22 protein-coding genes and 1 pseudogene are annotated in these 22,258 nt (G+C 64.0%); 10 read left to right on the top strand and 13 right to left on the bottom strand.

What is annotated here, in order from left to right:
• Positions 1–170 precede the first annotated feature (170 nt).
• From IMX18_RS04615 to IMX18_RS04625, 4 genes and pseudogenes are all read left to right on the top strand, one after another.
• Entirely contained in the window at positions 171–1,064 is an 894-nt protein-coding gene (locus tag IMX18_RS04615) for a LysR family transcriptional regulator (RefSeq protein WP_013973692.1), read from the top strand.
• Positions 1,065–1,209: 145 nt separating this feature from the next.
• A pseudogene (locus IMX18_RS28355) lies at positions 1,210–1,512 on the top strand (PAS domain-containing protein); the annotation flags it as partial.
• Between the two features lie 228 nt (positions 1,513–1,740).
• The gene (locus IMX18_RS04620) at positions 1,741–2,769 is read left to right on the top strand and encodes a methyl-accepting chemotaxis protein (protein WP_371035233.1); all 1,029 of its coding nucleotides are present in this window, start codon (positions 1,741–1,743) and stop codon (positions 2,767–2,769) included.
• Positions 2,770–2,933: 164 nt separating this feature from the next.
• Positions 2,934–3,533 carry a tRNA-uridine aminocarboxypropyltransferase gene (locus IMX18_RS04625; protein WP_015271291.1) on the top strand — a complete coding sequence of 200 codons (600 nt, stop codon included), beginning with the start codon at positions 2,934–2,936 and terminating at the stop codon, positions 3,531–3,533.
• A gap of 128 nt (positions 3,534–3,661) precedes the next feature.
• Here the strand turns inward: IMX18_RS04625 and IMX18_RS04630 are convergent, their stop codons facing one another.
• The 3 genes from IMX18_RS04630 to IMX18_RS04640 all read right to left on the bottom strand — a co-directional run bounded on the left by IMX18_RS04630 (position 3,662) and on the right by IMX18_RS04640 (position 6,292).
• Positions 3,662–5,020 (bottom strand): TolC family outer membrane protein, encoded by a 1,359-nt coding sequence (locus IMX18_RS04630; RefSeq protein WP_003259075.1) that lies wholly within the window; start codon positions 5,018–5,020, stop codon positions 3,662–3,664.
• A 311-nt stretch (positions 5,021–5,331) separates the two neighbouring features.
• Entirely contained in the window at positions 5,332–5,697 is a 366-nt protein-coding gene (locus IMX18_RS04635) for a YbaN family protein (RefSeq protein ID WP_003259078.1), read from the bottom strand.
• Positions 5,698–5,704: 7 nt separating this feature from the next.
• Entirely contained in the window at positions 5,705–6,292 is a 588-nt protein-coding gene (locus tag IMX18_RS04640) for a YecA/YgfB family protein (protein WP_013973687.1), read from the bottom strand.
• A gap of 246 nt (positions 6,293–6,538) precedes the next feature.
• On the opposite strand from IMX18_RS04640, the gene recQ reads away from it, so the two are divergent.
• Together recQ and IMX18_RS04650 are read left to right on the top strand one after the other, a co-directional pair.
• A complete protein-coding gene (recQ, locus tag IMX18_RS04645) occupies positions 6,539–8,686 on the top strand; it encodes a DNA helicase RecQ (RefSeq protein ID WP_039612594.1) in 2,148 nt (715 codons plus the stop codon).
• Positions 8,687–8,836: 150 nt separating this feature from the next.
• Positions 8,837–9,274 (top strand): MarR family transcriptional regulator, encoded by a 438-nt coding sequence (locus IMX18_RS04650; protein WP_013973685.1) that lies wholly within the window; start codon positions 8,837–8,839, stop codon positions 9,272–9,274.
• Positions 9,275–9,403: 129 nt separating this feature from the next.
• Here IMX18_RS04650 and IMX18_RS04655 read toward each other — a convergent pair whose 3' ends face one another.
• Entirely contained in the window at positions 9,404–11,590 is a 2,187-nt protein-coding gene (locus IMX18_RS04655; RefSeq protein ID WP_013973684.1) for a patatin-like phospholipase family protein, read from the bottom strand.
• Between the two features lie 67 nt (positions 11,591–11,657).
• On the opposite strand from IMX18_RS04655, the gene IMX18_RS04660 reads away from it, so the two are divergent.
• Positions 11,658–11,939, top strand: a complete 282-nt coding sequence (locus tag IMX18_RS04660; RefSeq protein ID WP_003259082.1) for an Rdx family protein — start codon at positions 11,658–11,660, stop codon at positions 11,937–11,939.
• A 1-nt stretch (position 11,940) separates the two neighbouring features.
• Here IMX18_RS04660 and IMX18_RS04665 read toward each other — a convergent pair whose 3' ends face one another.
• Both IMX18_RS04665 and IMX18_RS04670 read right to left on the bottom strand, forming a co-directional pair.
• Positions 11,941–12,831 carry a DMT family transporter gene (locus IMX18_RS04665; protein ID WP_054573795.1) on the bottom strand — a complete coding sequence of 297 codons (891 nt, stop codon included), beginning with the start codon at positions 12,829–12,831 and terminating at the stop codon, positions 11,941–11,943.
• A 174-nt stretch (positions 12,832–13,005) separates the two neighbouring features.
• Positions 13,006–13,779, bottom strand: a complete 774-nt coding sequence (locus IMX18_RS04670) for a helix-turn-helix transcriptional regulator (protein ID WP_015271288.1) — start codon at positions 13,777–13,779, stop codon at positions 13,006–13,008.
• 131 nt (positions 13,780–13,910) lie between these two features.
• Between IMX18_RS04670 and IMX18_RS04675 the strand changes: the two genes are divergently transcribed.
• Positions 13,911–14,723 carry a UDP-2,3-diacylglucosamine diphosphatase gene (locus IMX18_RS04675; protein ID WP_015271287.1) on the top strand — a complete coding sequence of 271 codons (813 nt, stop codon included), beginning with the start codon at positions 13,911–13,913 and terminating at the stop codon, positions 14,721–14,723.
• A 41-nt stretch (positions 14,724–14,764) separates the two neighbouring features.
• On the opposite strand, the gene IMX18_RS04680 is transcribed toward IMX18_RS04675, so the two are convergent.
• A complete protein-coding gene (locus IMX18_RS04680; RefSeq protein ID WP_015271286.1) occupies positions 14,765–15,076 on the bottom strand; it encodes an Mpo1-like protein in 312 nt (103 codons plus the stop codon).
• Positions 15,077–15,229: 153 nt separating this feature from the next.
• Between IMX18_RS04680 and IMX18_RS04685 the strand changes: the two genes are divergently transcribed.
• Complete coding sequence (locus IMX18_RS04685) at positions 15,230–16,291, top strand: AraC family transcriptional regulator (protein ID WP_015271285.1); 1,062 nt, start codon at positions 15,230–15,232, stop codon at positions 16,289–16,291.
• Here IMX18_RS04685 and IMX18_RS04690 read toward each other — a convergent pair.
• A complete protein-coding gene (locus tag IMX18_RS04690) occupies positions 16,248–17,702 on the bottom strand; it encodes a TrkH family potassium uptake protein (protein ID WP_013973677.1) in 1,455 nt (484 codons plus the stop codon). The genes IMX18_RS04685 and IMX18_RS04690 overlap by 44 nt on opposite strands.
• A gap of 102 nt (positions 17,703–17,804) precedes the next feature.
• Here IMX18_RS04690 and IMX18_RS04695 point away from each other — a divergent pair, with 102 nt between their 5' ends.
• On the top strand, positions 17,805–18,362 hold the full coding sequence (locus IMX18_RS04695) for a nitroreductase family protein (protein WP_013973676.1): 558 nt from the start codon (positions 17,805–17,807) through the stop codon (positions 18,360–18,362).
• Positions 18,363–18,510: 148 nt separating this feature from the next.
• Here the strand turns inward: IMX18_RS04695 and IMX18_RS04700 are convergent, their stop codons facing one another.
• The 5 genes from IMX18_RS04700 to IMX18_RS04720 all read right to left on the bottom strand — a co-directional run bounded on the left by IMX18_RS04700 (position 18,511) and on the right by IMX18_RS04720 (position 22,206).
• Positions 18,511–19,851: a sensor histidine kinase gene (locus tag IMX18_RS04700; RefSeq protein ID WP_054573796.1), complete on the bottom strand. Its 1,341-nt coding sequence runs from the start codon at positions 19,849–19,851 to the stop codon at positions 18,511–18,513.
• Between the two features lie 60 nt (positions 19,852–19,911).
• Positions 19,912–20,328: a Spy/CpxP family protein refolding chaperone gene (locus IMX18_RS04705; RefSeq protein WP_013973674.1), complete on the bottom strand. Its 417-nt coding sequence runs from the start codon at positions 20,326–20,328 to the stop codon at positions 19,912–19,914.
• A 101-nt stretch (positions 20,329–20,429) separates the two neighbouring features.
• A complete protein-coding gene (locus tag IMX18_RS04710; protein WP_013973673.1) occupies positions 20,430–21,107 on the bottom strand; it encodes a response regulator transcription factor in 678 nt (225 codons plus the stop codon).
• A 204-nt stretch (positions 21,108–21,311) separates the two neighbouring features.
• Complete coding sequence (locus IMX18_RS04715) at positions 21,312–21,611, bottom strand: YciI family protein (protein WP_015271283.1); 300 nt, start codon at positions 21,609–21,611, stop codon at positions 21,312–21,314.
• Position 21,612: 1 nt separating this feature from the next.
• A complete protein-coding gene (locus IMX18_RS04720; protein WP_003259096.1) occupies positions 21,613–22,206 on the bottom strand; it encodes a septation protein A in 594 nt (197 codons plus the stop codon).
• Positions 22,207–22,258 lie beyond the last annotated feature (52 nt).

The raw sequence follows: 22,258 nt of genomic DNA on the forward strand, positions 1-22,258 counted from the left end.
CGCCTTCCAGGTGTGGTCTTGCCGGCGGGCAGGGACATTTCGGCCAAGTCTGCTGAAGGTAGTGCCGGGGAAAAATCGCTACCGGCAAATACTTAGTTCAGGAATTTCTGAACTAAAGGCGGCAGAGCGGTTAGACTGCGCGCTAATACCCCCTGCGGAACCGTTGCACCATGGCCTCGACCTTGCCCGACCTGAAACTGCTGCGCATCTTCGTCAGCGTGGTGCGCCACCAGGGCTTTGCCAATGCCCAGCGCGAGCTGAACCTGTCGACCTCGGCCATCAGCACCTACATGAGCCAGCTGGAAGGTGCCCTGGGGATCGTGCTGTGCCACCGTGGCCGTGGCGGCTTCAGCCTGACCAGCAAGGGCGAGCTGTTCCACCAGGAAACCCTGCGCCTGCTGGCCGAGCTGGACGGCTTCGAACAGTACGCCGCCGCCCTCAAGGGCGAGTTGCGTGGCACCCTCAACCTGGGGGTGATCGATTCCACGGTCGGTGACAGGGCCTTGCCGCTGGCCGAAGCCATTGGCGCCTACAGCCAGGAACACCCGGCGGTGCACCTGCACTTGTCGGTATCCAGCCCTTACGAGCTGCAACTGGGCGTGCAGGACAACCGTCTGGACCTGGCGATCGGGGCGTTCTCCTCGCGCATGAGCGGGCTGCTCTACCAGCCGCTGTACCGTGAGCAGCACTGGCTGTACTGCAGCAGCCGCCACCCGTTGTATGCCGAACGGCGCATCCCCGAGCAGGTGGTGACCCAGCAGCGCATGGTCGGGCGTGGTTACTGGAGCCAGGCCGAACTGGCCCGGCATGGCTTCAAGCACAGCGCGGCGACGGTGGAGAGCATGGAGGCGCAGTTGATCCTGATCCTGTCCGGGGCCTACATCGGCTACCTGCCCGAGCACTATGCCCAGGCCTGGGTCGACAAGGGCGACTTGCGCGTGCTGTCGCCGTCGACCTTCGGCTACCAGGCACCGTTCTCGCTGATCATTCGCCGCGGGCGCAGCCGTGAGCCATTGATCCAGACCTTCCGCGACCTCCTCAAAAGCCAGCTCAACGTGGGCTGAAGCCCGGCATATGCTGTATTTCGTCGGCACCCGTTAAATTGTTGGTGCTGTCGACCGACAACATAATGGCGTCCTGCTATATATCAAATTTGCGTGTGCTGCTGTCTACCTCCCTTTCATCCTGCAAGGATTGCCCAAGATGCGCATGAATTTGCCCGTCACTGAGCACGAAAGAACCTTTCCCAACGATCAACGCCTGATTTCCACCACTGACCTCAACAGCCGCATCACTTACTGCAACGACGCTTTCGTGGCGATCAGCGGGTTCACCTACGACGAGCTGGTCGGCCAACCCCACAACCTGGTGCGCCACCCGGACATGCCGCCGGCAGTGTTCGGCCACATGTGGGAAACCATCAAGCAAGGCAAACCGTGGATGGGGGTCGTCAAGAACCGGGCGAAGAACGGTGATTACTACTGGGTCAGCGCCTACGTCACGGCCATCTACGAGCAGGGCCGCATCAGTGGCTACGAGTCGGTGCGCTCGGTGCCCACTCGCGAGCAGATCCGTCGCGCCGAGGCGTTGTATGCGCGCCTGCGGGCCGGCCGCACACCGGTGCCGTGGGCGGCCCGCCTGCTGCATGGCCTGGGCCACGGTTGGCCATTGATAGGTGCGGGACTGCTGTCGGCGGCGGGCTACCTGTGGCTACCGCCCTACGCGGCGCTCGGGGTGCTGATGGCCAGCCTGCTGCTGGCCTGGTATCTGGTCGAGCACCGGCAGAACCAGGCGGTCCGGCGCACGCTGGCCGAGCATCCCAAGGCCTTCACCAGCCCACTGGTGGCACTGACCTACAGTGATAACCCAGGCCTGCAGGGCCAGCTGGATCTTGCCATCATCAGTGAAGAAGCACGCCTGCAAACGGCCTTGACCCGCCTGGTGGATGCCGGGGTCGGGGTGAAGTCGCGGGCAGCGCAGTCGTCCGATTTGTCCGATGCCCAGGCACAGATGCTCGACCGCCAGCGCAACGAGACCGACCAGTCCGCCGCCGCCATCGCGCAGATGGCGGCGACCATCCAGCAGGTTACCCACAACGTGCAGAGCACGGCGCACGCAGCGGGCGATGCCGACCAGCTGGCGCAACAGGGCAGCGAGCTGGCGATGCAGAGCCTGCAAGCCATGGGCAGCATGAGCAATGCGGTCAACGACATCGGCCAGGCGGTCAATGCCCTGGCTGAGCAGACCCAGTCGATCGGCAGCGTGGTCGATGTGATTACCTCGATCGCCGAGCAGACCAACCTGCTGGCGCTCAACGCAGCCATCGAGGCGGCGCGTGCCGGCGAACAGGGGCGCGGGTTTGCCGTGGTGGCCGACGAGGTGCGTTCGCTGGCCCAGCGCACCCGTGCCTCGACCGAGGAGATCCACCAGATCATCGCCTCGTTGCGCGCCGGGGCAGCGCGCGCGGTCAGCACCGCCAGCCGCGGCGAGCAGATCTCGCGGGACAGCGTGCACAGCGTCGAGGCGGTGCAGGCAGCGTTGAGCGGGATTGCCCAGGCGGTCAGCCGCATCACCGGCATGAGCCAGCAGATGGCGACGGCGTCGGAGCAGCAGAGCCATGTGGCCGAGGACATCAACCAGCAGATCGTGCGCATAGCCCACCTATGCGACCAGAGTGCCGGGCAGGCCAGGCAGGGCGCGGAAATCAGCCAGGACCTGGAGCGCATGGCGGAATACCTGCATAGCCTGGCAGAGCGGTTCAACCGTTGAGATCGCCGGGGCCGCTTTGCGGCCCTTTCGCCGGCAAGCCAGCTCCCACAGGTATCGCACAAGGCTCAGGCCTGTGGTGATCCTGTGGGAGCTGGCCTGCCGGAGAAAGGCCCGCAAAGCGGGCCCCGGTTCTGTGGCAAACTGTTCCCGCCAAGGAGAACCCCATGCCCAGACCCCGCTGCGAGCGCTGCCAGCGCCCGCTCGACCATTGCCTCTGCCCACTGATCCCCGCGCTCGACAGCCGTACCCGCGTCATCCTGCTGCAGCACCCCAGTGAAACCGCCCATGCCCTGAATACCGCCCGCCTGGCCGCCCTTGGCCTGAACAACGCCGAGTTGCGGGTAGGCGAGGTATTCGATGACCTGAACGAATTGCTGGCGACCCCCGGTTACCGGCCGGCCCTGCTGTTCCCGGGCGACGACGCCCAGAGGTTGGTGGCCTATGGCAAGACGGACGACAAACCCTTGCTGTTGATCGTACCCGACGGCACCTGGCGCAAGGCACGCAAGCTGTTGTACCTGAACCCATTGCTGGAGGCGTTGCCGCGAGTGACGCTGGGGGCTGTCGCGCCTTCACGCTACCGCTTGCGCAAGGCGCCGGAGGCGGGGGCGTTGTCGACTATCGAGGCGGTGGTGGGGGCGCTCAATGCGCTTGAGCAACCGGCCTGTTTCGATGCATTGCTGGCGCCGTTCGAGGCATTGATCGAAGGGCAGATCAGGGCCATGGGCGAGGAGACGTTCCGGCGCAACCATGGCAGCGAGTAGGGGCTGGGGGCTGCCTTGCAGCCCATTCGCAGCACAAGGCTGCTCCTACAGGAAAGCGCGCAACATCTGTAGGAGCAGCCTTGAGCTGCGAATGGGCCGCAAAGCGGCCCCGGCTATCTCGAACCCGATCAACGCATATCAGGCAAACGTGCCTCGGTGCGTACTTCGGTGGTAGCCAGCGCTTCCGGTGGCAGCGAAATACGTTGCTTGGTCAACAGCTCGCCCATGGTCGCCAGCACGCGGTAGCGCGAGAACTCCTCGGTATAACGCACCTCGGTGTAGCGGCGGTCGGCGTTGTACAGCTCGTTTTCACTGTCGAGCACGTCGAGCAGGGTACGTTGGCCCAGGCCGAACTGGTCCTGGTAGGCGGCACGCACGCGCTTGGTGGTCTCGGCGTATTCACGCGCAGTCGGCAGCTGCTTGCTGGCGTTGTTCATGGCGTTCCACGCCAGGCTCAGGTTTTCGGTCAGCTCACGCAGGGCGTTATTGCGGATGTCCAGGGCCTGGTTGATCTTGTGCGCGTCGGACTGCAGGCGAGCCTTGTCGCTGCCGCCGCGGAACAGGTTGTAGTTCATCTCCACGCCGGCTTGCCAGTCGTTGTTGTTGTGGCCTTTCTCGCCACCGGTGTTGTTGTTGGCACCGGTAGCCAGAATGGCGTCGAAGCGTGGGTAGAAGGTCGACTTGGCCACTTCGTATTGCTGCTCGGCAGCATTGACGTCAGCCTGGGCAGACTTGATGTACGGGTTGTTCTGACGCATGCCGTCGCGGGCTTCATCGAGGGTGCCAGGCACCTCGCCCTTGATGGACTGCGGGCTTTCCAGCTCGTCCGGCATGCGGCCGACGACGCTGAAGAAGTTGGCTTCGGCATCGGCCAGGTCGACTTCGGCGGTGTCCAGGTTGTTTTCCGCCAGGGCGCGACGTGCGCGGGACTGGTCAAGGTCGGCGGTGCTGCCGACGCCGCGCTCGTTGCGCAGGCCGATCTGGTCGTTGACGCGCAGGTGGGCTTGCAGGTTGTTCCTGGCCAGGGTCACCAGTTCACGGCGTTTGAGCACTTCCAGGTACACCTCGACTGCACGCAGAGCGACATCCTGGGCAACGGCCTGGGTGTAGTAGGCGCGGGAGGTGGAGACCGCTTCGGTGCGGCCCACTTCATTCGAGGTGTTGAAGCCGTCGAAGATCATCTGCCGCAGGCGCAGCTCGGACTGGGTGTAGTTGAGGGTTTCCTTGTTGTGGTTGCCCTCGGCACGCGTCGTGGTGTTGTCAGAACGCTGGCGGCCATAGCCTGCGACCAGATCCACGGAAGGGTAATAGCCACCACGCGCAAACTTAACATCTTCATCGGCAGACAGCTTGCTGTTGCGGTTGGAGCTGACCTGCGGGTGGTAGTCCACGGCGCTCTGGACAGCCTCGGTGATCGACATCGCCTGTACGTTGGCACTCGCCAGGGCCAACAGTAATGCACTGGTGATGGGGTTCAAAACGCGCATGGTACATCTCCCTGATCCTGGAATTGATCCTGCTATTCGCCAAAAAAATGACGATAAAGTTATTTCATATAGTGTTGCAGGTTTTTAATAACACAGCTAAGTACATTCAACGCGATAGACAAGAAGATTTATTCATATCAAATTGCCATAACCTAATTAAATCATCTAACAGGTTCGCAGGTGAACCTTGGAAATGGCGGCGTAAAACTCCATTAAGGCCAATGAATACAGGGCTTTAACCGAGTTCCAGAATCATTTCAGATAAGGGAAGCACGAATTAGGCGAAAGTGATATTTGGCGACAGAATATTGTCACTTTGGCTTGTGCAGGGTTTTCTGGCTGAGGATATACAGGCTTACCAGGACGGCACTGGACAACATGAAGATGCGTGCCCAGAACAGGGGCACCAGATAGCACGACAGGCCGATGCTGGCCCACATCAGGCCGATGGCGTAGACCTTGCCCTTGAGGGGGATACCTTCACCACTGAGGTAGTCACGGATCCATGGCCCGAGCTTGGGGTGATGAACCAGCCAGTGGTGAAAGCGCGGCGAACTGCGGGCAAAGCAGGCAGCCGCCAATAGCAGGAACGGGGTGGTGGGCAATACCGGCAGGAATATCCCCAACACCCCCAACGCGACGCTGAGCCAGCCGGTGGCCAGCAGCAGGTAGCGCACAGGCGACTTAGTGGTGACGTGGCTTGAGCAGTGCCGGCTTTTCGTCAGGGGCATGCAGCAGCAGGAACAGCGCCGTCAGTGCTTCGGGGATCTGTACGATCATGTCGTCCTGCAGGTTGGCGTTGCTGGCGATGTCGGCGAACTCCGGTTGCTCGTCGAACAGGCCCGAGCCGACCATGATCGGCAGCAGCATCTCGCTGACTTCTTCCTCGGCGTTTTCGAACCAGGCCTCTTCACGCAGGAATACGCCTTCCATGAAGCCGATGCACCAGCCGCGCAGGTCGGAATCGTCCGGCTCTTCGGTCAGGTCGAGGTCGCACGGCAGCTCGAATTCATCGTCGCTGGCCAGCTGGCGGGCGATGTGTGCCTTGAGCGCTACCAGGGTGGCCTCGATCTCGGTGCGCTGAGCGTCGCTGGCGTAGTGCGGCTCTTCGGCGAACAGGGCGTCGATCCATTCGCGCTCGGGCACTTCCTCGGCATTGATCGACAGGGCGGTGAGGTAGCCGTGGGCGGCGACATAGTCCAGCGCTTCTTCGTGCAGCTCGTCGGCGTCGAGGAAGGCTTGCAGGCGGGTCAGTTGCTCGGCGAAGGACATTACAGGGCTACCTTGGGGAATAAACGATAACGAATTCTAGCACCTTGCGACGGCAGCGGGGTAAAGGGAACGTCTATCGCCGTGGTGCCCTGCGCGGGGCGGTGCTGCGGTATACTCCGCGATTTTTCATCCAGGGGCAGGATTTGCCGGCCGCCTGGCAAAAACCGCTTACGCATTTGGCGTGTGCGGGGCGGGTTTTTCGTCCAGCCTGTATCCGGGATGGTACGGCGATTTGTGGAGTTGCACATGCTCGAACAGGCTCAGCGCGTTCTCAAGGACGTCTTTGGCTACGACAGTTTCCGCGGGCGCCAGGCAGCGATCATCGACTGCGTGGCTAATGGCGGCGATGCCCTGGTGCTGATGCCCACCGGCGGCGGCAAGTCGTTGTGTTTCCAGGTGCCGGGGCTGCTGCGTCCGGGCCTGACAGTGGTGGTCTCGCCACTGATCGCGCTGATGGACGACCAGGTCGCCACGCTCGACGAACTGGGTGTGCCGGCTGCCGCGCTGAACTCCACGCTGACCCCCGAGCAGCAGCGTGACCTGGCCGGGCGCCTGCGCCGTGGCGAAGTGAAGATGCTGTACCTGGCACCGGAACGCCTGGTGCAGCCGCGCATGCTCGACTTCCTGCGTGATCTGGATATCTCGCTGTTCGCCATCGACGAGGCCCACTGCGTGTCGCAATGGGGCCACGATTTCCGCCCCGAATACCTGCAACTGGGCCAGTTGGCCGAGCTGTTCCCGCATGTGCCGCGCATAGCGCTGACCGCCACCGCCGACATGCGCACCCGTGAAGAGATCGTCCAGCGCCTGCACCTGCAAGGCGCCGAACGCTTCCTGTCGAGTTTCGACCGGCCCAACATCTTCTACCGCATCGTGCCCAAGGAGGCGCCGCGCAAGCAGCTGATGGCCTTCCTCGGCGAACGCCGCGGCAACGCCGGTATCGTTTATTGCCTGTCACGCAAGAAGGTCGACGAAACCGCTGCCTTCCTCTGTGACCAGGGCTTCCCGGCGCTGCCGTATCATGCCGGCCTGGCAGCCGAGACGCGCGCGGCCAACCAGCACCGTTTCCTCAACGAGGAAGGCCTGATCATGGTCGCCACCATTGCCTTCGGCATGGGCATCGACAAGCCGAACGTGCGTTTTGTTGCCCACCTTGACCTGCCCAAGTCGCTCGAGGCGTACTACCAGGAGACCGGCCGTGCCGGCCGTGACGGGCTGCCGTCCGATGCCTGGATGGCCTACGGGCTGCAGGACATGGTCATGCTCAAGCAGATGCTGCAGAACTCCGAAGGGGACGAGCGCCACAAGCGCATCGAGCAGCACAAGCTCGATGCCATGCTGGCCCTGTGCGAAGAAACCCGCTGCCGCCGCCAGTCACTGCTGGCCTATTTCGACGAAACCCTCGAGCAACCGTGCGGGCACTGTGACAACTGTGTCGACCAGGTGCAGACCTGGGATGCCACCGAGCCTGCCCGCCAGGCGCTGTCGGCGGTGTTCCGCACCGGCCAGCGCTACGGCGTCGGGCACCTGGTCGACGTGCTGCTGGGCAAGGACACCGAAAAGGTGCGCAATTTCGGCCACGAAAAACTCTCGGTTTTTGGCGTCGGCAAGGGGCTGGCCGAGGTCGAGTGGCGTTCGCTGTTCCGTCAGCTGGTGGCGCGCGGCCTGGTCGACATCGACCTGGAAGGCTACGGTGGCCTGCGCCTGTCCGACAGCTGCCGGCCGCTGCTGCGGGGCGAGGTGACCTTGCAGCTGCGCCGTGACCTCAAGCCGCAGACCACCGCCAGGACGTCGTCGTCCAGTGGCGGCAGCCCGGCCAGCCAGCTGGTGCGTGCCGAAGAGCGCGAGCTGTGGGAAGCACTGCGTACCCTGCGGCGCAAGCTGGCCGAGGAGCACAGCGTGCCGCCCTATGTCATCTTCCCCGACTCGACGCTGCTGGAGATGCTGCGCAGCCAGCCGGTCAGCCTCAGCGACATGGCCCAGGTCAGCGGCGTGGGTGCGCGCAAGCTGGAGCGTTATGGCCAGGCCTTCCTCGAGGTGCTGAACAATAGCGGTGGCACCGACGAAGCACCGAAAGTGGTGCTCGACCTGCGCCACGAACTGGTCAGCCTGGCACGCGCCGGCATGACCCCGGCGCAGATCGCCGGCCAGCTCAACTGCAGCGAGAAGAACGTCTACAGCCTGCTGGCCGAGGCGCTGGGCCGCCAGGAACTGAGCCTCGAGCAGGCCCTGGACCTGCCGGAAGACCTGTTGATGGAAGTGCAGGATGCCTTCCTCGATGGCGAGGGCGAGCTGCCACCGGTGTCTGCGATCGTGCCGCTGTTCGGGGGGCGGGTGCCGGAGGGCGTGCTGTACTGCGTGCGGGCTGCGCTGGCGGCCGAGTTCGAGCTGTAAGTGGTGACAGGATCGGAGGCAGAACTGCCATCTGCTGACCTTTGTCATGTTTTTTGACGATTATCGAATATTCCAGGGTGCCCGAGCCTTGCCTCGTGGGGCGGGCCATGGTTAGCTGCCTAATAATTAGATCTATTCAATGAGTTGCTTATGCCCCTGACCGACAACCAACACCGCTTCGGCATGCAGCTGGCCCAGATGTCCCGGGGTTGGCGTGCCGAGCTGGACCGCCGCCTGGCCGGGCTCAACCTGTCACAGGCACGTTGGCTGGTGTTGCTGCACCTGGCCCGTTTCGAAGAGGCCCCGACCCAGCGTGAGCTGGCCCAGAGCGTGGGCGTCGAAGGCCCGACCCTGGCGCGCCTGCTCGATAGCCTGGAAGCGCAGGGGCTGGTACGCCGGCAGGCGGTGCTGGAGGACCGACGGGCGAAGAAAATTGTGCTGTGCCCGCCGGCCAAGCCGCTGATCGACCAGATCGAGACCATTGCCAATCAACTGCGGGTAGAGCTGTTCACCGGGGTGGATGAGGCGGAGCTGCAGGTGTGCATGCGGGTGCATGCCAAGATCCTGGCCAACCTGGAGAAATCCTGATCAACCTGCACCCGCGATCGTTGTAGGAGCAGCCTTGTGCTGCGAAGAGGTCATTCCAGGCACAGAACATCTTCTGTCAAACCTGCCTCTTCGCAGCACAAGGCTGCTCCTACAGGTTCAGTGCAGGCCCTAGAAGGTATGCCCAAGGTTCAGGTACACCGCCTGCTCATGCGCACTGTTGGCACCATAAGTGAAGTTCAAGGGCCCCAGCGGCGTCTCCAGCCCCAGGAAGATGCTCGCCGCATTGATGTACCCACTGTCGAACTCGTTGTCGTTGTTCCACGCCCGCCCTCGCTCCAGCGACCCGCCGATGTACAGCGGGAAGTCCAGCGGTACGTAGGCCCGTGGCGTCAGGCGGCGGTAGTAGACCATGCGCATCAGGCTCACGTTCTGCCCCGACACCGAGTCCTGGCGAAAGCCTGACAGCTCCCGCGCGCCACCCAGCACGAAGCTCGACGTCACCACCTCGGTATCATCCAGCGTGCGCCCGTAGCGCCCGCCCAGAACGAAGGTGTTCGGCCCGCTGCTGATGGCCTTGTCCAGGTTGAACATCCACTGCCGGTAATCCTGGTCAGAATCCAGAGACTGGTCATACTTGCGCAAGGTCAGGCCGATATCCTCGCCGCTGTGCGGGAAGTACACATTGTCCAGGGTGTCGAACGAGTACTTCAGCTCGTAGAAACCTTCGTTGAAACTGACCTTGGGCAGGTCCTGGTCGCCGATGCGCACCTCGGCCTCGCCCCAGGCCTTGCCCACGCCCAGGCGCACTTCACCGTTGGTACCGATCTGCCGCCCCACGTTAAGGCCAAAACCGTAACGCTCCAGGCGGTACTCGGCTACCGGGTCGTTGTCCAGGGTGGCTTCGATGTTCTGCGAGCTGAAGTCCAGGTACGGTGCGATGAAATAGCGCGAGCCCACGTCCAGCGGCTGGTAGAACTCGCTGTACAACTCCTGCTGGTCGCCGATCTGGCCACGGGTCAGCCATTCGGCGCCGAGGCTGTTGATGCCGTTTACCCGGTAGCTGGCGCCCAGATTGAAGGCGCTGTCGCCGCGCAGGTCGTCCGACAGGTTCAGGCCCAGGCGCAGGTAGTCGGTGCCACCGCGTCGGCCCCGGGCGTTGATCACCAGGGTGTTGTCGTCGCCCTTGTGCACCACGCGGTACTGCACCCGGTCGAAGTAGTCCAGTCCGTACAGCGTGCCCATGTCGGTCTGCAGGCGGCCTAGCTCCAGCGGCGCACCGATCGGCTGGCGGATGTACGAGCGGATGACCTCGTCGCTGACCTTGGAGTCGTTCTCGATCCTGATCGCGGTTATCGTTGGCGTGCGCTGGCGTGGCGAGCGGGCCACGGCCAGGCTGCTGTCACCTTCGGGCTGGCGCAGGGCGACAAGGCGCGGGTCGAGCAGGCGGGTGGCGCGGTAGCCGGCCTCGATCATTTCCCTGGCGCGGCCAAAGTCGGTGACGCCAAAGGCGGTCAGCGGTGGCTGGATGAGAATGTCGTCGCGGTGCAGGCTGGCCAGTTGTTCTTCCGAGTTGCGCCGGGTCATCAGGGTGATCGACTGATTGAGCACGTCGACCACCGTGGCCAGCTGCTTGCGGTCACGCAGCGGCGTGCCGATGTCGACCACGATGGCCAGGTCCACACCCATTTCGCGGGCGACGTCCACCGGGATGTTGTCGACCATGCCGCCGTCCACCAGCAGCCGGCCGTCCAGCTCGACCGGGGCGAACACCGCCGGGATCGACATGCTGGCGCGGATCACCTGGGGCAGGTGGCCACGGCGGAACACCACCTTTTCGCCACTGGCAATGTCGGTGGCCACGGCGCGGAAGGGGATTGGCAGCTTGTCGAAGTCACGGGTGTCGGCGGTGTGCGCCAGCTTGCTTTCCAGCAGCAGCGCCAGGTTCTGGCCCTGGATCACCCCCAGCGGCAGGCCCAGGCTGCCGTCGTCGCGAAAGCTGAGCTTCTGTTTGACCAGAAAGTCGCGGTCATCCTGCTTGCGCCGGAACGGCACGTCCTTGCGCGGCGGGGCATCGGACAGCGCCTGTTGCCAGTCGAGGGTGGTGGCAAGCTTTTCCAGCTCTTCGACGCTGTAGCCAGAGGCATACAGGCCGCCTATCACCGCCCCCATGCTGGTGCCTGCGATAGCGTCGATGCGTACCCCCTGTTCCTCCAGGGCCTTGAGCACACCGATATGGGCCAGGCCGCGGGCCGCGCCCCCCGACAGCACCAGGCCAACCTTGGGCCTGGCCGGTTCGGCGGCGAATGCTGTGAAGGAGGAGAGGGTGAGCAGGAAACAGAACAGCAAACGGCGCATCGTGAGTCTCAAACCGTGGGCTAAAGACGGCTAGTATAAGCGGCCCCTCATCTGGAGATGCCTCACCATGGCCGACAGCAAACCGGAAATTGTCATCACGTATTGCACCCAGTGCCAATGGCTGCTGAGGGCCGCCTGGTTGGCCCAGGAACTGCTCAGCACCTTTGCCGACGACCTCGGCCGAGTGGCCCTGGAGCCTGGCACCGGCGGTATCTTCCGTATTACCTGCAATGGCGTGCAGATCTGGGAGCGCAAAGCCGACGGTGGCTTCCCCGAAGCCAAGGTGCTGAAGCAGCGGGTGCGCGACCAGATCGACCCGCAGCGTGACCTGGGTCACAACGACCGCTGAATCAGGCGCTTTCGGCCAGTGGCCGCTGCCTGGGCGGTTGTTCGGCGGCCAGGCGGCTGGAAAGCACGATGGCGAAGATGATCAGTGCACCGCCCAGCAGCATGCGCAGGGTGGGGGTTTCGGCGAACACCACCCAGGCCACGGCGATGCCGTAGACCGGCTCCATGCCGAACACCACGGCGGCGGTGCGCGCCTTGATCACCGACAGGCTGGCGACGAACAGGCTGTGCGCCACGCCGGTGCAGAAGATGCCGAGCAGGGCGATCCACAGCCAGTCCATGGTAGTTACGCCGGCCAGGTCCGGCGCCGCGAACGGCAGCAGGCACAGGCCCACTACCAGGTTCTGCCACAGCGCCGCCTGCACTGCAGGCAGGCGGCCGGAGCCTGCGCGGTTGGTGAGTGACAGCAGGGAGAACAGCAGCCCCGACAGCAATGACCAGAGCAGGCCACCGGTGGCTTCACTCGCCAGGTCGAATGCCGGCGTGACCAGTACCAGGCCGATGCTGACCAGCAGTACCAGCAAAGCCTCATTGCGGCGGATGCGTTCGCGGAACAGCAGGCCCTCGAGGATCACGGTAAAGGCCGGGAAGCTGGCGAAACCGAGGGTGGCGATGGCCACGCCGGCAACCTTTACCGCGATGAAGAAGCTGACCCAGTGGCCGGCCAGCAGCACGCCACCGAGCAGCAGGCGGCGAGTGTCCTGGCCGCTCAGGCGTTGCCAGCCCGGGCCGGCCAGGCTGGCGAACAGGGCCAGGGCGAGCACGGCGAAGGCGGCGCGGCCGAAGACGATGATCGCCGGGCTGGCGCTGGTGGCCAGTTTGCCGAAGACGCCGGTGAGGCCGAAGAACAGCGCGCCGATGTGCAGGGCGCCGAGGGCGGTGCGGTGGTTCATGGGTGGTCCTTGCTCAAGATCTCTACTGGCTGTGCCGGCCTCTTCGCGGGTAAACCCGCACAGCTACTGCACCGCTTTCGAAGCCTTTGCAGTGCCTGTGGGAGCGGGTTTACCCGCGAAAGGGCCGGCACAGGCCAAGTGTATAGGCTCAGGAGAATGCATTCTGTCGCAAGGCTAGTGTGGTTTGTCGCCAGACTCTCGCCGCAAAGCCAGCGGCGTACACCCGAACGCCCGCAACATCGCCGCCGAAAACGCACTTTGCGAGCTGTACCCCACCTGCGCCGCAATCTCCCCCATCGGTAGCAAGGTCTGCATCACCAGCCGTCGCGCCTTGAGCAAGCGCCGCTGGCGAATGTAGTCCATCGGCGTCATCCCGCATTCCGCAGTAAAGCGCGCATGCAGGCGGGCGCTGGACAACCCGGCGATGCGCGCCAGGTCAGCCACTTGCAGCGGGTAGGCGGCATGCCGCTCGATATGTGCGTCGAAGGCGGCATAGGGCAGACGCTGGCTGGCTGTGACGCTGGCGGCCGCCGTGGGGTTGAGGCTGGCCAGCAGCAGCGCTGCCCCTTGTCGGGCAATCAGCGGGTCGTGCATGGGGCTGGTCGCCAGCCAGTCCACCAACTGTTGCTGGCGCTCATCCAGGCCCAGGGCGGCGGGGCGGTCGAGCAGGCGGCGGCTGGCATCTGCATGTTCGCCCAGTTGCTCGCGCAACCAATGGTCCCCTGGTACATCCAGCACCAGGCAATCGCTGCCGCCATCGCTGGCGCAGGTGTGATGGGCGCCCGCCGGTACCACGATCAACCCCTGTCGATCGATCCCGGCGCCATGTCCCTGCACCTCGAAGTCCAGACGACCGCGCAGGCCGAACACCAGTTGCGGGTGTTCGTGGCTGTGGGCGATCAGGCTGTCGCGGTAATGGCGCAGCGAGAGGATCGGGCCGGCGGTCATGGGGAGAGGCGTCCTCGCAGGGCAGAGGCGCATTGTGCCTCATTCCTCGCGGTCCATCACTCGTAACGGTTTTGCCACCGATCTGTCATTCGCGCCTGCCAGTCTCCAGCAAACTGCGTCGGAGCCTGCCCATGACCCATGCCGAACTGTCACGTCCCTCGCGCAAGCAACGCGTGCGTACCCTGTGGATTTCCGATGTGCACCTGGGCACCCGCGACTGCCAGGCCGAACACCTGTCGCAGTTCCTCAAGGGCTACCAGGCCAACCGTATCTACCTGGTGGGCGATATCATCGATGGCTGGAAGCTGCGCGGTGGTATCTACTGGCCTCAAGCCCACACCAACGTGATTCGCCGCCTGTTGACCATGAGCAAGCGGGGCACCGAGGTGATCTACGTCACCGGCAACCATGACGAATTCCTGCGCCGTTACTCCAGGCTGATACTCGGCAACATCCAACTGGTGGACGAGGCCGAGCACCTTACCGCCGATGGCCGCCGCCTGCTGGTGATCCATGGCGACCAGTTCGACGTGATTACCCGTTACCACCGCTGGCTGGCGTTCCTCGGTGACCGTGCCTACGAATTCACCCTGGTGCTCAACCGCTGGCTCAACCGCTGGCGTGCCCGCTATGGATACGGCTATTGGTCGCTGTCGGCGTACCTGAAGCACAAGGTCAAAGGCGCGGTGAACTTCATCAGCGACTTCGAGGATGCCATTGCCCACGAGTGCACCCGTCGCGGTTTTCATGGGGTGGTGTGCGGGCATATCCACCATGCCGAGATTCGCCAGGTGGGGGAAGTGGAGTACCTCAATTGCGGGGATTGGGTGGAGTCGTGCACGGCGCTGATCGAGCATTGGGATGGCACGATCGAGCTGTACCGGTTGGCCGAGGCACAGGCGCGGGAGGCGCAAGCAGCGGCGGCGGTGCGCGAACCGGCGTAGGGCTTGAGGGCCCTGGGGGCCGCAAAGCAGCCCCAAAAGATCTACAGGCTGATCTTGCCCAGCAGGATATCCCTGAACATCACGAAATCCCCGATCAGGCTATACAGCGGATGGGTAAAGGTTGCAGGCCGGTTCTTTTCGAAAAAGAAATGCCCGACCCAGGCAAAGCCGTAGCCGAACACGGGCAAGGCCAGCAGCAACAACCATTTGCCACTGCCGATGGTGTAGGCCAGCAGGGCTATCACCAGGCTGGTGCCGACGAAGTGCAGGCGGCGGCAGGTGGGGTTGCTGTGCTCCCCCAGGTAGTAAGGGTAGAACTCGGCAAAACTGCGAAACTGCGCTGTGCGGTTCATGACAGTGCTCCGGGATTAACACTTCTGGACAAGATGCACGGCGTGGAGCCTGATTCGAGTCTAGAGTGACTGGCGAAGCCTATCAGTGACAATAGGCGCCAATTGAATATCCTTGGGGTTCACCGCAGGAGCGGTCAGCATAAGAAGCCTGTCATGAGCGAAAGAACCACGTCAGCCAGCTGGGCATCAGGGATCGTGAAGGCACTCGAACTGGAAGGGCTGGACTGCCGGGCCATGTTCAAGCAGCTGGGGCTGGATTTCGCTGCCCTCGACGACCCCGACGCGCGCTTCCCCCAGGACTCCATGACCCGGCTGTGGCAACTGGCGGTAGAGCTGTCGGGCAACGAGGCCATAGGCCTGAACATGGCGCGGGTGGTGCGCCCGGCATCGTTCCATGTGGTGGGTTATGCGTTGATGTCCAGCCGCACCCTGGCCGAAGGCTTCGAGCGCCTGGTGCGTTACCAGCGCATCATTGCCGAAAGCTCCGACCTCAGCTTCGTCCTCGGCCCCGAGGGCTATTCGCTGATCCTGACCGTACACGGCGACCACTTGCCACCGACCCGGCACAGCGCCGAAGCATCGCTGGCCTGTGCGCTGGCGCTGTGCAGCTGGCTGAGCGGTCGCCCGGTGCAACCGCGCCGGGTGCTGGTGCAAGGGCCGCAGCCAAAGAATATCGAACCCTACAAGGTGGCGTTCCATTCGCCGCTGGTGTTCGGTGCGCCGCACGATGCGTTGGTGTTCGAGCGCGCCGACATGGAGGCACCGCTGCCCACCGCCAATGAAGCCATGGCGATACTGCATGACCGTTTTGCCGGCGAATACCTGGCGCGTTTCTCGGAAAGCCGGGTCACCCACCGGGTGCGCCAGGTACTGTGCCGCATCCTGCCGCAGGGCGAACCCAAGCGCGAAACCCTGGCCCAGGCCCTGCACCTGTCGCAGCGCACCTTGCAGCGGCGGCTGCAGGAGGAGGGCACCAGCTTCCAGACCCTGCTTGACGACACCCGCCGCGAACTGGCCGAACAGTACCTGGCGCAGCCGGGCATGACCCTGCTGGAAACCGCTTACCTGCTGGGTTTTGCCGACCCCAGCAATTTCTACCGTGCGTTTCGCCGCTGGTTCCATGTCACGCCCAGTGAGTACCGCGCCCGCCTGGGCGCCGAGCCGGAGGTGGTCAATGGCGCCAGAACGCCGGCATGCACAACACTAGCACGGTGATGATTTCCAATCGGCCGAGCAACATGCCGCTGGCGAGAATCCACTTGGCAGCATCCGGCAGCGTGGCGTAGTTGCCCGATGGGCCGATCACTTCACCCAGGCCCGGCCCCACACCCGAAACCGTACCCGCAGCGCCGGTCAGGGCAGTCATCCAGTCCACGCCAAGCAAAGACAGCAGCAGCGCCATGACGCAGATGGTGATGGCGAAGAAGAACGAGAAGGTCAGGATCGAACGCACGATTTCTTCGTCAAGGCGGTGGCCGTTGTACTTCTGCTTGATCACCGCACGTGGGTGGATCAGCTGATTGAGGCTGGCCTTGAGCAGGATGTAGGCGACCTGGAAGCGGAAGATCTTGATACCACCAGCCGTCGAGCCGGAGCAGCCACCGACGAAGCCCAGGTAGAAGAACAGCATCAGCGAGAAGTTGCCCCACAGGCTGTAGTCACCCAGGGCGAAGCCGGTGGTGGTGACCACCGAGGTCACGTTCAGCGCCACGTGGCGCAGGGCGTCGAGCCAGTGCAGGTTGGTGGTGGCCCAGTACCAGGTGCCGAGCACCAGCCAGGTAACCACCAGCATGCCCAGCAAACCCTGCACCTGCTGGTCGCGGATCAGTGCCTTGCGGTTGCCGCGCAGGGTCGCCACGTAAAGGGTGAAGGGCAGGCTGCCGAGGATCATCACCACAACCGCGACCCAGTGCACGGCCGGGATATCCCACTTGGCCAGCGACTGGTCGGAGGTGGAAAACCCGCCAGTGGAAATCGCCGACATGGCGTGGTTGATCGCATCGAACGGGCTCATGCCAGCCCACCAGAAGCCCAGCGCGCCCAGGATCGAGAAGCCGACGTATACCCCCACGATCGACTTGGCGACCATGTGCGAGCGCGGCATTACCTTCTCCGAACGGTCGGATGATTCGGTCTGGAACAGGCGCATGCCACCGATGCGCAGCAGCGGCAGGATCGCTACCGCCATGCCGATGAAGCCGATGCCGCCTAGCCAGTGCAGCATCGACCGCCACATCAGGATGCCCGGTGACATGTTGTCCAGCCCGCTGAGCACGGTGGCGCCGGTGGCGGTGATGCCCGACATGCTCTCGAAGAAGGCGTCGGTGTAGCTGATGTGCTGGGTCAGCAGGAACGGCAGGGCGGCGAACACGCACACCACCAACCAGCTGCTGACGGTCAGCAGGTACATGTCGCGCGGGCGCAGGTGCACATGCTCGGGGCGACCCTGAAGCACCAGGGCCAGGCCGGCGATGAAGGTGATCAGGCTCGACCAGAGGAACGACGGCATGTCACGGGTGCGTTCGAAGATCACCAGGGTCGCCATGGGCACGGCCATGCTGACGGCGAGGGTAATCAGGAAGATGCCGATGATGAAACCAATGATCCTTAAGGTCGGCAACGCCATGTGATCTGCTCTGACTCTAAACGGAAGGGCGCCATTCTACCTATGGGTCTGGTGATGTAAACGCTAGAATGGCCGCACATTTACCTGCCAGGAGGGTAGCCGATGGAGGCTCTCGACGCATTGCTCAACCGTGTTTCCGTGCCACGCCTGACCGACCCGGCGCCCAATGCCGCCCAGCGCGAGGCGCTGTTCCAGGCCGCCCTGCGCGCCCCGGACCACGGCCAGCTGCGGCCGTGGCGCTTTCTCACCATCGAAGGCCAGGGCCGCGAGAAGCTGGGTGAGCTGTTCGCCGAAGCGCTGCAGCACAAGGGGGATGCCACCCAGGCTGCCCTGGACAAGGCCCGCGCCATGCCCCTGCGGGCGCCGTTGCTGATCGTGGTGATTGCCAAGCTGCAGGACCACTTCAAGGTGCCCAAGTCCGAGCAGCGGCTGGCGGCGGGCTGTGCCGCGCACGGCATCCTGATTGCGGCGCATGCGCAAGGTATCGGTGCGGTATGGCGCACCGGGGACATGGCTTTCGATGCCCATGTGCACAAGGGCCTGGGGCTGGCTGCGAACGAGGAGCTGATCGGTTACCTGTATGTGGGTACGCCGCTGACCGAGCCGCGCACCGCGCCGATTCTGGAAACTGCTGATTTCGTCAGTGCCTGGGGTGAATAGCGCGGCCTGGGGCTGATTGCCGTATCAAGGCATCCGGCCCTTTCGCGGGTAAACCCGCTCTCACAGGTGTGGCGCAAGTTTCAGGCCTTGCACGGTTACCTGTGGGAGCGGGTTTACCCGCGAAGAGGCCGGGAGCATTTACATCAAATCAACTGCCTGTCGCTTCAGTCACAGGCAACTCCAGCCGCGCCACGAAGCCCCCCTGTGGATGGTTCTCCAGTACCAGGCTGCCACCGTGTCGCTCCGCCGCCTTGCGTGCAATCGCCAGCCCCAGCCCATGTCCCGGCGCATCCTGCCCCGGCGCACGGAAGAACGGTTCCCCCAACTGCGCAAGGTGCTCCGCCGCCGCCCCCGGCCCATGGTCACGCACGCTGATCAGGATACGGTCCTGCTCGCGCGCGGCGCTGACTTCGATCGGCTGGCCCTGCGGGTTGAAGCGCAGGGCATTGCGCAGCAGGTTGTCCACGGCACGCTCGATCAGCGTTGGCCAACCTTGCAAGGTCAACCCCGGCTGAGCCTCCAGGCGCACATCCTGCTCTGGTGCGCTGAGCTGGGCATCCTTGCGCACGCTGCCGAGCAGGGCGTTGAGGTCCACCGGCTCGGCATGGGCCTGTTCGGCATCGACCCGCGCCAAGGCGAGAATTTCGCTTATCAGGTCTTCCAGGCGGTCGCATTCGCGGGTCAGGCGTGGCCACAGCGCTTCACGCTGCTCAGGTTCGGCGCGCTCGGCCAAGGCCAGGGCAATACGCAGCCTGGCCAGCGGTGAACGCAATTCATGGGACACATCGCGCAGCAACTGGCGCTGGCTGCCGATGGTGCTTTGCAGGCGCGCGCCCATCTTGTTGAAGTCCTTGGCCAGCACGCCGAATTCGTCACGCCGCGCCGCCAGCTGCGCCAGGCTGTTCTGCTGGTAGGTGGTCTGGCCCAGGTCATGCACGGCGCTGCGCAGACGGCTGAGCGGGCGGGTGATGGACAGGGTCACCAGCAGGCTGAACAGGGTCAGCACCACCAGGGCAATGCCCAGCGCACTGAGCGGCCACAGCAGGCTTTCGCGGTGCCAGGCATCCAGCGCCGGGTGGGGGATGCGGTAGATCAGCAGGTACGTCTGGCCGGTGTCGGGGCTGGTGTATTCCTCGGTCAACCGGCGCCACGGCAGGCGCCGCTGGTCATTGTGCTGGCGTGCCTCGAAGGCCGCCGCACGGCGCGGGAAGGTGCCGGGCACCACGGCTTCGCCACTGTCGTCGAGCACCTGCACGTCGATCTTGTAGCGGTCCTTGCGCCGTTCCAGGAAATGCTGTGCCGAAGCCAGGCCTTCCTGTTCGTAATGCTTGGCCCACTTGCTGGCCAGGGTATTCAGGCCCGGGTGGCGGCTGAGGATCCAGGCGTCCTGGTTGAGCATGTGGCCCAGCAGGATCGACAGGCCCGCAACCAGGGTGATGGCCAGCCAGAAACTGGCCAGGATGCGCCAGAACAGTGAACGCAAGTGCACCTCCTGCAAACAAGAAAAGCCCGGCTCGCACTGAGGCGGGCCGGGCATCGGGCGGACAGCTTACTGGGCCTTGTTGCCTTTTTCAGCTTTCCAGGCCTGGAACTCCTGCCACTCGGCTTTCTGTGCGGCGCGTTCCTTCTGCAGTTCGTCGAACTTCTTCTGCTGCTCAGGCTTGAGCAGGGCGCGGACCGCGCTGTCGGTCTTGTCGCGGTTGGCCTGCAGTTCGTCCTTCATCGCCTTCTGGTCGGCGGCCGGCAGTTTGGACAGGTAGCGCTCGGTAATGTCGCGGCGCTGTTTCATCTGCTCGCCCATCAGCTTGCCGATCTGCTGGCGCTGGTCACGGCTCAGGTCCAGCTGGTGGAAAGGCGCATCACCGCGATGATGTGGGCCGTCGTGGCGCATGCCGCCTTCAGGCATGGCCATGGCCACGGTCGGCAGGGCGGCGGCGAACATCAGGGCGATAAGGGTCTTGCGCATGGTGTCTCTCCTTTCATGGGCCGGTGGTTACCGGATGAGCACAGTCTAGGGAGATCACCGTCAAGCGCGGTCAGCGGATGGTAAAGGCTCGGTAAAGATGTTCAGAGGCAGTAGTAATAGCCACGGCTGCGCAGGGCGACGATGCGTGGCCGGCCATCGGCGTGGGGGCCGATCTTCTTGCGCAGGTTACTGACGTGCATGTCCAGGCTGCGGTCGTACAGGGTCAGCTTGCGGCCCAGGCTGATCTGCGCCAGTTCCTGCTTGTCCAGCGGCTCGCCGGGTTGGCGCAGCAGCGCTTCCAGAATGCGGCTTTCGGACAGGGTCAGGGTCATTTCACGGCCATCGATGCTGGCCACGCCACGGGCAGGGCTGTAGACCAGGTCGCCCAGCTCCACCTGGCTGGTGGTGGCGGTGGGGTGGCTGCGGCGCAGCACGGCACGCAGGCGAGCGGTGAGTTCACGCGGGTCGCAAGGTTTGGCCAGGTAGTCGTCGGCGCCCAGTTCCAGGCCGAGAATGCGGTCCAGCGGCTCGCCGCGGGCCGAGAGCATCAGTACCGGCAGTTCGGCATGCTCGCTGCGCAACTGCTTGAGCAGTTCCAGGCCACTGCCGTCGGGCAGCATCACGTCCAGCACCACGGCCGCCGGGGCATGCGTGGCCAAGGCCTGGCGTGCGCTCTGGCCATCGTGGCAGGCGCGCACGGTAAACCCTTCCTGGGTCAGCCAGCTGCCGAGCAGCTCGCACAGCTCCTGGTCATCATCTATCAGTAACAGCTCGCTCATGACTCACTCAATTCAACCATTGACGGCGGCTATTCGGCCCGCCAGTGGCAAAGATACCGCAGACTGATGGCAACAGTATAACTGGTGGTACCGCGTGGCCTTCTTCGCGGGTAAACCCGCTCCTACAGGAGCAGTGCAAGCTTGAAGCCTGCGCCGTCTCTGTGGGAGCGGGTTTATCCGCGAAGAAGCACACGCGGTCTCAGATCAAGGCAGCACTTGCTTGAACGGCTTGACCACCACCTTGTCGTACACGCCCGCGGCAATGTAGGGGTCGGCATCGGCCCAGGCTTGCGCCGCGGCGAGGGAGTCGAACTCGGCAACGATCAGGCTACCGCTGAAACCCGCTTCGCCAGGGTCGTTGCTGTCGATGGCCGGGTGCGGGCCGGCCAGTACCACGCGGCCCTCGGCCTTCAGCTGCTGCAGGCGTTCGATGTGCGCCGGGCGGGCAGCCAGGCGCTTTTCCAGGGAGTTTGCGACGTCGCTGGCGATGATGGCGTAGAGCATGTCAATCCTTGGGTTTGGAGGTAGAAGGGTCGTCGTGCAGGTGGCGCGACAGGTACACGCCCTGCGCTACCAGGAACATCACGGTCATGCCCAGGCTGCCGAACACCTTGAAGTCGACCCAGAAGTCCTGGAAGGTGAAGGCGACGAACAGGTTGGCCGCGCCACAGAACAGGAAGAAGCCGATCCAGGCCAGGTTCAGGCGGGTCCAGATGGCATCGGGCAGGCTCAGGGCGTGGCCCATGATGCGCTTGATCAGCACCCGGTCGCCGATGAAGTGGCTGCCGGCGAAGCCCAGGGCGAACAGCCAGTTCACCACCGGTGCCTTCCACTTGAGGAAGGTTTCGCTGTGGAAGGTCAGGGTCAGGCCGCCGAACACCAGGCAGGCCACCAGGGTGAGCCACTGGCCCTTTTCCAGCTTGCGCTGGCGCAGGAACAGCGCGCCGTAGACCACCAGCGAGCTGATGATCAGCATGGCCGTGGCGCTGTAGATGCCGCCGAATTCGAAGCTGTGGCCGGCGACTTCCATGGGGCGCGGGTCGAGCTTGTAGACGATGAAGAACAGCAGCAGCGGGATGAAATCGATGAATTGTTTCACAATGGCAGCCAGAATCGGGATGTGACGGCATAATAACAAACATCGATTCCAG

Origin of the sequence: Pseudomonas shirazica, from assembly GCF_015168335.1 — a bacterium.
GTDB classification, from domain to species: Bacteria; Pseudomonadota; Gammaproteobacteria; order Pseudomonadales; family Pseudomonadaceae; genus Aquipseudomonas; species Aquipseudomonas asiatica.